Here is a 14680-nt window from a genome sequence, read left to right on the forward strand (position 1 = left end):
GGATTATCATTCCTTTGGCAATTTCCTTGGAATAAAGGAGGCGTTACGTTGAAGCGAATTTTAATAGGAAGCCCGATCCGACAAAGGCCGACCGTTTTACGCTATTTTTTATCCTCACTTGAGCGAATTTCGACGAGTGGGTTTACGTTAGATTATTATTTCATTGATGACAACGATGATGAGGAATCATCGCGGATGCTAAATGATTTCATCACGCTACAGCAGCAGTCGAAAGGCAGTCAGGCGACTTTGCGAAGAAGTGATGCAATTACGCCTTATGCGAGAGATGAGTTTACTCATTACTGGAGCAATGATCTCATTGATAAAGTCGCCAGTTGGAAGGATGACATCATTCATACGGCTAGAGATCAGCATTATGATGGATTATTTCTAATCGATTCCGATCTTTTGCTGCAACCTCAAGCGCTCCAGTCTCTGGTCACAGCAGACAAAGAAATTGTATCCGCTATATTTTGGACACAGTGGCAGCCAAATACGATGGAGCTTCCGCAAGTGTGGCTGAAAGATACGTATTGGCCTTTTCAAAACGATGCCACTTTGAAAGCGGGGGACGGTGCCGAAGCTGCCGTTCAATTCATCATGATGCTGCGTCAGCCTGGCGTCTACGAGGTTGGGGGCCTTGGCGCATGCACCTACATTAACCGGATAGCACTAGAGAAACCGATTTCGTTCCGAACGATTCCGAATTTATCGATATGGGGCGAAGACCGCCATTTCTGTATTCGCGCAGCAGCCCTCGGAATTGGTCTCAGTGTAGACACACGATATCCAGCGTTCCACGTTTACCGTGATTCAGATTTGGAGAGGGCGCAGCTATTCATGGAGTCGAGTCAAGAAGTTAGTCACGAACAAGAGAGAGTGGAGTCTTCGATCAGACAACCAATCTTTGCTGCTGCGAAGACGGGGCCAAGGCTCGTGCTATCTATGATTGTGAAAAACGAAGCGGACCGCTATTTGCGCGAAGCGCTTGAGCATCATCGAGAATACATCGACCATGCGGTCATTATTGACGATGGGAGCACAGATCATACTGGCGATATCGTTCATGAGTATTTGGCAGGTATCCCTTTGGTCTATATCAGGAATGAAAGTTCGCAGTTTCATAACGAAGTCAAGCTTAGAACACAGCAATGGCAGGAAACGATTCGTATTCAGCCGCAGTGGATTCTTAATATGGATGCGGATGAATATTTCGAGGACAAATTCAAGGATGCAATCCCCGCGTTACTGGAGGGTCAGAATACGCTCGCTTATATGTTTCGACTCTATGATTTCTGGTCGGAGGACCATTATCGTGAAGATTTTTACTGGAATGCACATGCCGTCTACCGACCTTTTCTACTCAAATACGTGGAGGGATATCCTTACGAATGGAAACAAACCCCGCAGCACTGCGGCAGATTCCCACAAAATATATATTCCGTTCCGCATCAAACCTCTGAACTGCGTGTCAAACATTGGGGTTGGGCGCGACCTGAAGACCGTCTTCACAAATATGAACGCTACAAGCAGCTTGATCCGAATGCTGTTTATGGCTGGAAAGAGCAATACGAATCCATACTGGATGAAGCGCCAAATCTTATAAAATGGGTCGAATAACAGGTATAAAATAGATATGTTTTGACTTAGCATATATTCTAGTGCTATATTTGAATGTACGTTAAGTGAAGGAGATTTCACAGCCGGCTGCTTGCCAATACGCAGCCGGCTGTGCCTACTATATGGAGGCAAGCTACCCTTGAATAAATATCCATTTGATTTTGACCCGAAACAATCATTTATTTCACAAGCAAGCGACTGGATTGCAGACGTATTCTACGAGAAGCTTCCCGAAGCCGGATTTGAAATTCGAGATGAACAGATTTATATGGCTTTCCAACTGGAACGCGCGTATGCGGACAAACAGACTATATTTGCAGAGGCAGGCGTAGGAACCGGTAAAACGTTTGTGTATTTGCTGTATGCGATCACCTATGCAAGATATACGAGAAAACCGGCAATCATTGCATGTGCCGATGAATCGCTGATTGAGCAGCTTGTGAAGCCCGAAGGGGATATTGCTAAGCTGGCGAAGTATTTGGAATTAACGATCGATGCACGATTAGGCAAATCGGCCGATCAATATATTTGTTTGAAGAAGCTGGATCAAGCAAGGTCCGGACAAGACGATGCAGAGCTGTACGACAGCATCTATCGTGAGCTTCCTAGCTTCGTGCATAAGCAGGACTCCATGCAGAGTTTCCACCCCTATGGCAATCGCAAGGATTATCCGAATTTGAACGATGAGCAGTGGAATGAGCTTGGTTGGGATGTATTTCAGGATTGCTTAGTTTGTGATGTTCGCCATCGCTGTGGCCAAACGTTATCGCGTGATCATTATCGAAAAGCGGCCGATGTCATCATATGCTCTCATGATTTCTATATGGAGCATGTTTGGACCTACGAGGCAAGGAAACGAGAAGGCCAGCTTCCGTTACTTCCAGAGCATAGCTCTGTCGTGTTCGATGAAGGGCATTTGCTGGAAACTGCAGCGCAGCAAGCGTTAACCTATAAGCTGAATCACGCGGTATTCGAAGGAATTGTAACGCGACTGCTGCAAGAAGAGATTCGTGAATCTTTGGCAGTTGCTGTCGAAGATGCGATTACGCAAAGTGAATTTTTATTCAAAATGATGAATCGACACAGTCAGAAGGTTCCGGCGTCGGAACGACGCGAAATTATATGGAGCGCAGAGCTCATTCGTGAAATCAATCGCTTGCAGGACACGCTCTCTGTCATCGAAGAGGAGCTTGTGTTTGAAAGTGGTTTATACACCATCGATACGTATCAACTGAAAATTGTTGAAGAGCATTTGGAAATGATCCAATTCGCCCTTTCCCTATTTAAGAAGGAAGACAAGCCTATCAGCTGGGTATCTGAAGATAAAGAAGGAACCTCGCTTGTCATCATGCCTAAGTGGGTGAAGGAAGTGCTGAAGGAGCAGGTATTCTCACGCAAAATGCCAATCGTATTCTCTTCAGCTACACTTTCCGTAAATGGTTCATTCGATTACACGATGGATAATCTCGGTATGGATAGTGCGTTATCCTTCTCAGTCCCATCACCATATGACTACGAAGAGCAAATGACTGTTGCTTATGCTGATATGGCGTTGCTGCCAGGAATTAAAGAAAAGACGGATGAAATCTTCCGTCTACTCGAGAAAAGCGGCGGAAGATCGCTTCTGCTATTCCCGTCCATGGAGCAGCTTGAACAGTTTAAGGCAGAAGCTAGTATGCACGCTGCGGCAACCGCCTTTACCTTCTATTATGAAGGATCTAGTGAGATCAGTTATTTGATCGAGCAATTCCAGAACGATGAAGCTAGTATATTGTGTGCTGTCACTCTCTGGGAAGGACTCGATATTCCAGGCCCGTCGCTTTCGCAGGTTATCGTCTGGGAATTGCCATTTCCACCGAATGATCCATTGTTCGCCGCGAGAAGGACTGATGCCGATCATCCATTCGAGCAGGTAGATATGCCGTATATGCTGCTGCGATTAAGACAAGGAATCGGTCGCTTGATTCGGAAGCGCGAGGATAGCGGGTCGATCATCATATTTGGTGAGAAGATGAATGATAGCTATGTGTTTGAACAGGTTGAGCGAATTTTACCCAAAGGCGTTGTGCTTAGCCATTAATACTTTCTGAAGCTGGATGAAGGAGAAGGGGAAACCTTTCTTCTTTTTTATTTTGGGATGGAAGGCGAGATATATGGTATGACAGACGGCTATTTGCAGGAAAAAACAGGATCTAAAAACTGCGTGAAATACATATTTCACGCAGTTTGCTTTCAAATCCATTAATCTACTATAATACTAGAGTAGTGATCATATAAATAGCGCGTTTTTTATGGATAAACTTGGAGGTTATGAAAACGTATGGGACAACATGAGATTGTCGATAGTTATGGGCTTGAGCTCGAGCTCTTTTCCATTTGGATGAAAAATAAAGGTATGACAAAATCGACGCACCGAGCGTATATGAGCGACGTCAACTATTTTCTGCAGACGATACACCCTACTGAGACGAAACATATTTCTAAGATGGAAATTATGAGATATATGGCTGCCTGCCGAGAGAAGGGGGCGGGGGATGAGGCGCGAAATCGGAAGCTGTCTTCACTGCGCTCGTTTTTCAAAGCGATGATCGAAATGGAGCATCTGAATCACAATCCAGCCGCGCTTATTGCAAAGTCGAAGCAGGAGAAAAATCGTATTCCTGTTTATTTGGAGGAGAATGAGCTTGAGGCGCTGCTGCTCAATATGAAGGGTAAATATTACATACGCAATGTATCCATCGTATTGTTAATGGCCTATGCGGGACTGCGGGTGGGAGAGATCCATCGAATGAACGTGCAGGATTTGCAGCAGGATGGCTCGATTCATATTTTGGGAAAGGGAAGGAAATGGCGAATTGTGCCTCTCCCTGATGCGCTCCGCCAGATGCTGAAGGAGGCGCTCGCAGATCGCGTGGATTCAAAGCAGGGCAAGGAGCATCCGTTCTTTGTTTCTCAGTTTGGAAGAAGGCTATCGATTCGTATGATTCAGACTATAGCCGATGATACGATTAAACAGCTGAAAGAAAAGATGCCTGCACTTGCAGACAAACGACTCTCGAGTCATAAGCTGCGCCATTCCTTCGCGACGATGCAGATTCGCAGCGGAACAGATATTCGAACACTACAAGAGCTGCTCGGACATGCAAGCATAGAGACGACACAAATTTATACGCATATCGACAATAAACAGCTTAGAAGTGCGATGAATAACATTTCTGATAAAATTCCGGTTCAGTTTCAGAATAGATAACGTAATTATAGTTATGTTAACTTGATTGGAGGATATACAGAAAATATTGGATATTAAATGATTGATAAGATTGAGAATAGTCATTTGAGAGTTTTCACAGGGGGATATGTATGAAAACCTATATTTATAGGATTAGACACGGAGAATCACTAAAAACGGTTAGGGATTTCAAAACCAGATATTTATGGAGTGGAACTCGATGAAGAAGTATTAATTAAAATGGAGTGGATGTTGAAGGAAGCTTGAACTACCTTTGTGAGGTAGTTGAGCAACATGCAATTTAGAACAAGAAATGATACATATCAAATTCTGTTTTAATTACGCTAATGTCAACATAACTATAGTTATGTTGACTTATTAAAACCATAATCATATTAAAAATCAAAATGAAGGGAGTGGATGTTGATGCTCATGAAAGAAACAAAAAAACGTAATGTTATATTTATGGTTTTGGAAATTATCTTTGTATTTTATATTGTTCTATATCTCTATTTCACATTCAAAGGAAATGTCGATGTTAATTTTGTAGTATTTTTCATTTTAATGTCGTTATTCATCTTGTTACGAATGTTCAAAACGAAAATTAAAAGTAATTTTATCATCTTTTTGATATACATAATTGCTGCGATAACTATTTTTTATAATGGAAATGCAGATTAGAATATGTATTATGTGCTGCCATTGGTTGGAGAATTACCTTGGTGAGTCTTGGATATACAACAAAAAACGGCTGATGAGATACAAGTGTATCTCGTCAACCGTTTTTTGTTAGTGAGCGCCTGCTAAAGCCAGCTTTCGTCTTTCTTCACGCTCATCTGGGAGCATACGCGGACAGGTATAGCATTTCTGGCCATCAACTTTGCAATCATACATACAGCAGGAGGAACGCATCATCAGTTGACCGCCTTCTGGAGCCCATGGATTGTCAATGTAACGAGGCTTATGTACAAAAGGATTGCGCTTACGGTTGAAAACGTCGGGTGCAAGCCCAAGTAATACGTTCAAATCCCGTTCGAATGCTTCCACTAATGCAGGGTGTTTAATGTTATGAACCACATAATGGTGAACTTCGTTAATATGGCCGCCGACTTGACTCCAAATCATGCCAGACTTCACATCAGCGCCTAACGCAACCGCTTCAACAATTGCATTGATTTCATTTCTAAAAGAAGAACTAAACGCTTCTTCTAGAAAGGCTTTGCGTTCATCTTGCGCTAATGGAACATCTACCCAGCGGAGTTCATTGATTTTGAAGCCTAAATGGGCGTGATCATCATGAGATTCCAACTGGTAGGTTAAATTTTGCAGCGATAAATCCAAAAAACGGTTATATTGTGCAGCAAAAATAAGATTCGTAATACAAAGATTGAAAAAAGAGATCCCGACAAAGGAGGCAGCTAATTGTATGCTTGTAGCTTGAACCATTTCTCCAGCTCTAACTAGAGTGTGATGTGCAACTTCTCGGTTATGAAAATCGGTTGCAGGAAGCTCAAGCAAAGGACGAGCTGCACCTTGCGGCGAAATATGAAAGAAGCTTTCAACTAGCGTAAAATCAATTAAATTCGGCATCAGCGTGCTCCTTATGTATCATATTGAAATAGGAAGTATTGTCCGCAGATGATAAAGTGATAACAATAATCATTCTATTTACTTTTCAAGTATAGGAGGGTGCTAGCACTCTGTCAATAAAATAGGGGATACGATCGCTTTTACGCGCTCCAGTCCTTCCCACATGTCGCCTGGACCGTCATAAATAAGTACGTAAGCGCCATCAAATCCAGTAGACTTAACCTTGTTTAGATAATTGATAAGCTCATCTCGATCGGGGATTCCTGCTTGATCATAGGTAGGCTTCACATGTACGGAAACACTATAGGGGGTCGTTGCACCGATTTCCTCGATTTTACCCGCGCCATGATAGTTACCGAAATCTGTAATGAAACCAACGGAATGGTTCGTTAGCTCAAGCAGCTTGAGGCTGCTCTCTGCGGTTGAAGTAAGCAGTCTGAAGTTTTCTGAGATGACATGTACGGATTTACTTTTCCCGTAAGCGGCTAGTTCCGTTAATGCGGCAGCAGATTTCGCGATTGCTGCTTCATCGGTAGGAGCAGCATCTCCTGCAATCACTCTAATTTGCTTGGCACCGCATATGGAAGCAATATCGATCCATTTTCGGATGTAGGAGAAATCAGCGACACGTTTACTCTCATCCGAACTTGTAAGATCTCCATAGTCGACAAGCAGCGTGTCAAACTTCATATTTGCAGCATGAAAGGAGGTTTTCAACTGCTGTAAATATTCCGTCTTGGTGGAAGGGAAATGGAAATGACAAATCTCAAGTGCCTGAAAGCCTCTTTTAGCTGCTTCCTGCGGAAGATTTAATAAAGTCGTTATTTCTGGCTGTTCTTGTTCTCTAGTGGTGTGGCTTTTTGTTTCTGAATTCCATTCAGTCCAGCGAAGAGGTCCTAATAGTCTATGCAGGCTCCAAGTGCTAATGGATAAGTATGACATGTGTAATCCCGCCTTTTGTATAGTGGTTCAAACTCTTATAAGCATATCATTTAAGAGGGAATAAAAATGCTTCGAATTTGTTCTTTTATTCCTCAGTATAGTGATTATGGACGATTGCAACATCACGCATAAGCATTTTTGCTAAATAGGCAGTTTGCTTTATAATAAGACTATAGACTGTGATTAAGCAGTGAAAAGAGATGCTGGCGGGAGTGGACAGAGAGCATGGAAACGATACGTATAACAAATGATGAACAGCTGGAAGAAGCCTTTCGTATTCGAAAAGCGGTGTTTGTGAAGGAGCAAGGTGTAGCGGAGGAAGTAGAGCTGGATGAGTTCGAAGATGCAGCAGATCATGTGCTGGTCTATTTCGAGAATGAGCCGGTTGGAACGGGTAGACTAAGAATCGTGGATGGCATAGCCAAATTAGAACGCATATGTGTGCTAGCCAGCCACCGGAAGCATAAGCTCGGAAAAGCGATAATGGACGAGCTTGAGGCGATTGCTAGGGACAAAGGAGCCACGCAAGCAAAGCTGCATGGGCAGGTACAGGCAGCAACATTTTATGAAAAACAAGGCTACGAAATCGCCTCGACAGTGTTTATGGAAGAAAATATTCCTCACGTTAAGATGGTTAAAAGTTTATAACGTTAAATAAAAGGTAACGGCTATCGCCGTACTTTGGCGGCAAAGCGCGTTTCATTCCGAGAAATATAGAGAATGTCAGATTAAAATATACTTTCCTATATGGTATAAAGAGCCTGTATAAACAGGCTCTTTTCTATGCTCAGACAAGCTTGCGGCGGTAATGAGTCGGAGACTCGCCTTTCACTTTTTTGAACATTTTCGAGAATAGCAGCGGATCGGCATACCCTACGGAATGAGAAATGTCAGATACGCTAAGCTGATGATTACGCATTAAATCACAGGCTTTATCCATACGATAATGGAGCAAATACATTTGGGGTGATAGCTGCTCCACTTCTTTAAATAGAGAAGAAAAATAGATACGATCGATGCCAATCCGTTTGGCGAGCTCGGTAATACTGATCTTCGTATAATAATTAGCTTTAATATATTCGACTGCTTTGCGTACGTATTCATCCTTAGCTTTGGGTAGATTGAAAGGCTGATCAGGCTCCATCAACATATCAATCCATTGTGGCAACAGACGGAATAACAAGCTGTGAAGAATAAACTCGCTGTTCTTCTCGAGTGCTTCCGCATGTGCGAAAAGCTCGAGCCATGAATCAAACCAATTCGCAGGTGCATAGGTGAAATGAGGATGTTCTTTGCTAAGCTTCACTTGTGCAAGAAGGCTGTCTACGCTTTTGCCTTGGAAGGCTATCCAGGAATAGACCCACGGCTCATCCTCATCCGCCTTCATGTGGCAGATCGTGTTTGGAAAAACCATAAAGCCTTGCCCTTTTTTCAAATAATAGTTCACACCGTTAATCAAATAACTGCCTTGGCCCTCATGGATAAATAGGATCTTATAATGGTCCTTCACACCGGGTCCCCAGCTGTAATTGGGTTCGCAAAACTGCTTCCCATGATAGTAGTAGTTCAAATGGATAGGCTCACACACTGTAGTCAGCTCCTGTTGGTTAGAATAGTACAACTTACATTATGCCATATAAACCTTGCTTGTGGATATTCCTTATTTGTTTGTTAATAACTATAATTTGAAAGAAAGCTAGTGAGTAAGAACACATAATAGCATGTTGAAGATCAATTATAAAACATCATGATAGGGGACTGATTGACAATGCCTTACACAGCCGATTCATCACGTTATTCTAATATGCCATATAGACGCGCAGGGAAAAGTGGAATTAAACTGCCAGCTATCTCACTGGGACTTTGGCAAAACTTCGGCGGTAATCAGCCGCTGGAAAATTCACGGGCGATGATTGTCAAAGCATTCGATCTTGGCATTACCCATTTCGACCTTGCAAACAATTATGGACCGCCTGCCGGCTCTGCCGAGGAAACATTCGGTGCGGTTTATAAAAAAGACCTTGTACCGTATCGGGATGAGCTCCTCATTTCGACTAAGGCTGGTTATTACATGTGGGAAGGCCCTTACGGCGAGTGGGGCTCCCGCAAAAATATGCTGAATAGCCTCGACCGCAGCTTAGCGCGCATGGGTCTGGATTATGTCGACATCTTTTATTCTCACCGCCCAGATCCAGAAACACCGATGGAAGAAACGATGGGAGCGCTTGACCACGCGGTTAGACAAGGGAAAGCGTTATATGTAGGTTTATCGAATTACAGCGCGGAGCAAACAAAAGAAGCTGTGAGCATCTTGAAAGCTCTAGGTACTCCATGCTTAATTCACCAACCTAATTATTCCATGCTGAATCGCTGGATTGAAGATGGATTACAGGATGTGCTGAATGATAATGGTGTGGGTTCTATTGCGTATTGTCCGCTCGGACGAGGGCAATTGACAAATAAGTACGTAGATAGAATCGAAGCAGAGTCCGCCTTGTCTATGAGTACGATGAAGCCAGAGGCGATAGCTGCAGAACGCGTGCAAAAATTCCGCCGTCTAGAAACATTGGCAGCAGGCAGAGGACAAACCTTGTCGCAGATGGCTCTAACTTGGGCTCTTCGCGAGGGTGGTGTTACATCCGCACTAATCGGCGTAAGCCGCGTGAGTCAAATTGAAGAAAACGTGAAAGCACTTGAAGGTGCACCATTGTCAGAACAAGAATTGATAGAAATTGACGCGATTATGCAGAACATTGGAGATATTCCGTGGTAATTTGACTGGCGGGTCAAATAGGGAGGACGAAAAGATTCAAGCCTTACTTGAACTACAGTCGTTATGCGAATTTTCGTCATAACCTTTAATATGGTTTCATAATTATAGAATGGGAGACGTTCAGTCCGCTTATCATAGCGAGAGGAGAAGCCGCATCGAAGGAGCATTACCTGCTGCTGGGAGGGAGTGCAATGAGTGCAGACCTGCTCATTCAACTGCTCATACTGGTCGTAATGATCATCGATATGGCTAACCGATCCAAAGATTCGTAATGAAGGAAGGCAAAGCATCCAAATGGGTGTTTTGCCCTTTTTTAATTTACAGTGGTTTGCTTAGAAAGGGAATACAAAACGTCCAGCGAATTAAATAGGACAAGACATACTAATCCTTAATGGTTAAATGATGGTAGATCATGATAGAGATGATGAAGGAGTGAGTGAAACAGCTATGGCAGAGAATCGAAAAAAACCTGAAAAGAGTACAAAGATCAAACAGTCTGGCAAGCAGCAAGTAAATGCATTTATGCAGGCTTTGGAGCATCCCCTAAAGAGTGAGATAGAGGAGGTTCGAACCATCATATTAAGCGTTAATGAGCATATAACGGAGCATTTGAAATGGAATGCGCCAAGCTTTTGTTACCATAATGAGGATCGGATCACTTTTAATTTGCAAGGTAAGGGCTTTTTTCGTTTGATATTTCATTGTGGGTCGAAGGTGAAGGAGCATGCTGAGAACGAACGTATAATCAGTGACCAAACCGGAATATTGGAGTGGATCACTAACGATAGAGCCGTTATTAAGTTGACTGATATGAATGATGTGCAATCCAAAAAAGAGAGAATATGGGAGATTGCTGCAAAGTGGCTTGAAGCGACAAATACATCTTTCGAATAATTGAGCTTATATAGCTGATGAAGGCAAGCTGCTCTTATCGTTAAGGTTTGGCATTAACACAAAAAGACGATGCAGCGGTCTGCATCGTCTTAACGAATATCGTTAATTAAGTTCCCATTCCTGCAAAAGCATAATAGCGGCACCTGCGGTAACCGCGTCTTCGGTCAGCTGACCTTGTGTGAACTTTGGCTCATACTGCGGTGAATAATAAATATTGCTGCGTGCAACCTGAATGACGGTTTCATATATCGACTTATGCGCATTCACTAGAGGTCCGCCTAGAATAACAGCTTCTGGATGCAAAATATTGATGAGATTGGCAATCCCGATTCCCAAATAGGACGCAGTTTGTAAAAATTGCTCCGTAATAAAGGCATCCTTTGATCGATAAGCTTTCTGCAACGCATCGAACTGAATTTCTTCCGGTGGTATGCCAGATAGCGAGCTTGAACGGCCAAGTTTGAGCTGCGAGCGGATTTTTTTCTCAAGCGCCGGAATAGATACAAGTGCCTCAAGCGCGCCATAGTTGCCTTCGTCACCAAGCCTGGGTCCGTCGGTTTGAATAATCATTTGTCCGAATGAGCCTTCCATATCAACGGCCCCTCTTACAATCTGGCCGCTTGCAATCATCGCGGTTCTAATACCTACGCCTACATGCACATAGAGCATATGCTTAACCTCTTCATTGCGAAGTGCCCAATGCTCACCAATGATTGCAGTGTTGGCACCATTATCAAGCTTGGCGGGCAGACCAGTTTGATGCTCCAGCCATTCGCATATTGGTACGTCGCTCCAGCCTTCTGCCGGGAAATAACGAGGTTTAACGATAATGCCATCCTCGCGGCTAAGTGGGCCAACTGCACCAATGCCGATTCCAATCACCTTGCTCTTTTCCACATCGCAGTCCTTCAGCATTTTCTCGACCAGATTAGTAATTTTGGTTAGAAGAGCTTCAGGCGTCATCCGTTCATCCATCTTCCAGCGTTCGAAAGCCAGCGGCTTCAGATTCAAGTCATATAAACCGATGGAGGAGGAGAAACGTGATATTTCCAAGCCGAACACCGCTCGATGAGCCGGGTTAACTCTGTAGAGAATCGGTTTTCGCCCGCCAGTGGAACGTCCGAGTTCTGATGCGAGAATCAAGCCATCATTCAGCAGCTCCTCGAGCAGACGGGATAAGCTAGTACTCGTGACGGTCATTTTCTCCATCAAAGAAGCTTTGGATACTAAGCCATAGCGCATAATAAAATCAAAAACTTGTTTTTTTATTGTAGGATGCTTCATATTCATTATGTGATCTCCATTTTGTCCAAGTAATTATATCGGATATAAACCAATCTCTATTATATGCTTTTGACAGCTGAATAACTAGTTAAAGAACGAATTTTCAGCAAAATGAAGGGGATGAAATAGTCAGCCCCGTGAACTTTTGCTGAATGCGATCATTGTTGTTAAATTTCGACAAATAATCCCGTTGTCAGATGAAGAAATCCGTTCTATAATGACCTTATGAGCTGCATTATCGATAATCTATATGAGGGAGGCTCGTAATGGACTCTTTTTGGAACAGTTATTGATAACGCTTTCTTTTTTGTTAGATATTATCGATAATCGATAATGAAACGGGGACGTGAGTAGGATGCTCGGAAACATTCCGATATCACCAGTAAACTCAATCAGCGAACAAGTAAGTACAGCGATTAAAAAAGAAATTCTGTCTGGAGAGCTGCAGCCAGGTGCTAGGCTGTTAGTGCTTGAAATTGCTAAAAAATTCAACATCAGCCAAGCGCCGGTTCGAGAAGCACTCGAACGTCTGAAATCTGACGGCTACATAACGGGTGTACCGAACAAAGGCTCAGTTGTGTCTACGATAACGTCTAAGGAAATCAAAGATATTTTTGAACTGCGTGAAATTATTGAAGGGTTTGCAGTAAGGAAGTCGATGGAGCGATTAAACGAGGATGACTTTCAATACTTGGAACGTATTACTCGTCAGATGCACGCTGCACATGAGCAGGAGGACATTCTTGCCATTCTGGAGCTAGATATGGAGTTCCATGGTTTTTTCTACAAACGGTGCGACAATCATATGATTATGGAGCTATGGACACGCATGCGAATGAAGGTGATGCGCTTCATGGCTATCTCTAACCGCCATTACTCAACAGAAGGGCTAGCTGATTGGCATCTTAGACTCGTTGACGTGCTTCGCACAGGTGATACCGAGCTGGCCGAGCAAATTTTCATCGAACATATGCATTCCTACAAAAGTATTCATCTTAACTAGTTTCATGCATCTCGCAAGATAACCTTACAAAAGGGGAAGTGGAGTATGCTGAGCGAAGGATTACTTTTTAAAGAAGATGTTATTCTAACGTGGATGAGAGACCGATTCTTTCAAAATTTGGTGGCAGGTTCTGGATTAGTGAAAGAGGATCTGAAGGAAAGCTTGTCCCTTTTGCAATTGAATCCTTATTACACCTTCCCAGCGATGGCGCTGCTGGAGCCTAACGCGTGCTTCGAGGATGAGCATGAGAAGGTACTTTATTTGGAGCGTATGCGTGATTATTTGCAAAAAAATATATCGGATGGCAGTGTCGCATTTGTCGGTGAAGAGGGTAGAATCGGGCTGTTATTCTCATGGGCTACCAAGGATCAGCTCCAAAAGATACAGATTATGCTGAAAGAGAAGCTGCAGATACAGGTAAACATTGGGGTTGGCAAGCCCTGCAGCCATTTGTGCGATGTCGTTCAATCCTACCGTCAAGCTGCACGCGCGCTGCAATTCAAATTCTACCGCGGTACAGGCACGATTATTTATGACAACGAGCTTGGACGATTGGAATCATTGAAGCAGTATCCTTCCAATAAGGAAAAGGAGCTGTATGATACCTTCAAAGCGTCGGAGACGATTGATGAAATTGAGCAAGCTGTTGAGCATTTCTATGCGTGTATGCTGCTGAGTGGTCCGCTGGATACTCAAAGCATCTTTGATCTGACAATCAGACTGCTAGTCGGTATTGAGAAGCGAGTGCTGTCGGAAACAGAGAATGTCACAGCTTATGAGAAGTTTGACGTCATGTCGATTATTAAGCTTGAAACGCTTGAGGAGACAAAGCAATATGTGATTCGTTTCTTTATTGGGCTGAGAGAGGTACTCTCACGCAGTCAGAAAGAGAGCCATCGCAGCATTATTAAAAAGACAATTCTTCATATGGAGCAGGAATGCCAATATGCTTCGTTGCAAAGTGTGGCACAGAAGGTTTATATGACACCGACCTATTTGAGTCTGCTGTTCAAAATGAATACGGGGAAAACGTTTATCGAGCATTTGACCGATATTCGCATCGATAAGGCCAAGCATATGCTCAAGAGCACGCATTTCAAAAATTACGAGGTTGCGGAGAGAGTGGGATACCAGGACCCGCGTTATTTCAGCCAAATCTTCAAGAAGAAAGTTGGACTCTCGCCCAGTGAGTACCGAGAATCCATCGTGAAATAGCAGATCATAAAGAAGGACTCTAGCGGCCAGCAAGCGCCATCAGAGTCCTTTTTTTGAACTATAGGAACGGATAGGATTTCACCATTCTTTCACTATATTTCTCGGAATGAAACGCGACGCGCCGCAAAAG

General features: G+C 43.4%; 12 protein-coding genes. 8 read left to right on the forward strand and 4 right to left on the reverse strand.

Features of this window, described 5'->3' with window-relative positions; genetic code table 11:
• The first annotated feature begins 48 nt into the window (after window positions 1-48).
• The 3 genes from FGT79_RS02595 to FGT79_RS02605 all read left to right on the forward strand — a co-directional run bounded on the left by FGT79_RS02595 (window position 49) and on the right by FGT79_RS02605 (window position 4870).
• Window positions 49-1620 (forward strand): glycosyltransferase, encoded by a 1572-nt coding sequence (locus FGT79_RS02595; protein ID WP_138751222.1) that lies wholly within the window; start codon window positions 49-51, stop codon window positions 1618-1620.
• Between the two features lie 139 nt (window positions 1621-1759).
• A complete protein-coding gene (locus FGT79_RS02600) occupies window positions 1760-3700 on the forward strand; it encodes an ATP-dependent DNA helicase (RefSeq protein WP_138751223.1) in 1941 nt (646 codons plus the stop codon).
• 240 nt (window positions 3701-3940) lie between these two features.
• The gene (locus FGT79_RS02605) at window positions 3941-4870 is read left to right on the forward strand and encodes a tyrosine-type recombinase/integrase (protein WP_138751224.1); all 930 of its coding nucleotides are present in this window, start codon (window positions 3941-3943) and stop codon (window positions 4868-4870) included.
• Between the two features lie 768 nt (window positions 4871-5638).
• On the opposite strand, the gene FGT79_RS02610 is transcribed toward FGT79_RS02605, so the two are convergent.
• Both FGT79_RS02610 and FGT79_RS02615 read right to left on the reverse strand, forming a co-directional pair.
• Complete coding sequence (locus FGT79_RS02610; protein ID WP_138751225.1) at window positions 5639-6439, reverse strand: IucA/IucC family C-terminal-domain containing protein; 801 nt, start codon at window positions 6437-6439, stop codon at window positions 5639-5641.
• A 102-nt stretch (window positions 6440-6541) separates the two neighbouring features.
• On the reverse strand, window positions 6542-7381 hold the full coding sequence (locus FGT79_RS02615) for a sugar phosphate isomerase/epimerase family protein (RefSeq protein ID WP_138751226.1): 840 nt from the start codon (window positions 7379-7381) through the stop codon (window positions 6542-6544).
• Between the two features lie 225 nt (window positions 7382-7606).
• On the opposite strand from FGT79_RS02615, the gene FGT79_RS02620 reads away from it, so the two are divergent.
• Window positions 7607-8029 (forward strand): GNAT family N-acetyltransferase, encoded by a 423-nt coding sequence (locus FGT79_RS02620; protein WP_138751227.1) that lies wholly within the window; start codon window positions 7607-7609, stop codon window positions 8027-8029.
• 139 nt (window positions 8030-8168) lie between these two features.
• Here the strand turns inward: FGT79_RS02620 and FGT79_RS02625 are convergent, their stop codons facing one another.
• Complete coding sequence (locus tag FGT79_RS02625) at window positions 8169-8969, reverse strand: AraC family transcriptional regulator (RefSeq protein WP_246096110.1); 801 nt, start codon at window positions 8967-8969, stop codon at window positions 8169-8171.
• A gap of 180 nt (window positions 8970-9149) precedes the next feature.
• Here FGT79_RS02625 and FGT79_RS02630 point away from each other — a divergent pair, with 180 nt between their 5' ends.
• Window positions 9150-10154 carry an aldo/keto reductase gene (locus FGT79_RS02630; protein ID WP_138751228.1) on the forward strand — a complete coding sequence of 335 codons (1005 nt, stop codon included), beginning with the start codon at window positions 9150-9152 and terminating at the stop codon, window positions 10152-10154.
• A gap of 447 nt (window positions 10155-10601) precedes the next feature.
• The gene (locus FGT79_RS02635; protein ID WP_138751229.1) at window positions 10602-11048 is read left to right on the forward strand and encodes a DUF1801 domain-containing protein; all 447 of its coding nucleotides are present in this window, start codon (window positions 10602-10604) and stop codon (window positions 11046-11048) included.
• A 102-nt stretch (window positions 11049-11150) separates the two neighbouring features.
• Here the strand turns inward: FGT79_RS02635 and FGT79_RS02640 are convergent, their stop codons facing one another.
• Window positions 11151-12338, reverse strand: coding sequence for an ROK family protein (locus FGT79_RS02640; protein WP_138751230.1), 1188 nt, complete (start codon window positions 12336-12338; stop codon window positions 11151-11153).
• 349 nt (window positions 12339-12687) lie between these two features.
• Here FGT79_RS02640 and FGT79_RS02645 point away from each other — a divergent pair, with 349 nt between their 5' ends.
• Together FGT79_RS02645 and FGT79_RS02650 are read left to right on the forward strand one after the other, a co-directional pair.
• Complete coding sequence (locus FGT79_RS02645; protein WP_138751231.1) at window positions 12688-13335, forward strand: GntR family transcriptional regulator; 648 nt, start codon at window positions 12688-12690, stop codon at window positions 13333-13335.
• A gap of 45 nt (window positions 13336-13380) precedes the next feature.
• A complete protein-coding gene (locus FGT79_RS02650) occupies window positions 13381-14550 on the forward strand; it encodes a helix-turn-helix domain-containing protein (protein ID WP_138751232.1) in 1170 nt (389 codons plus the stop codon).
• Window positions 14551-14680 lie beyond the last annotated feature (130 nt).

The organism is Paenibacillus sinopodophylli, assembly GCF_005930355.1.
In the GTDB taxonomy this organism is placed as follows: domain Bacteria; phylum Bacillota; class Bacilli; order Paenibacillales; family Paenibacillaceae; genus Pristimantibacillus; species Pristimantibacillus sinopodophylli.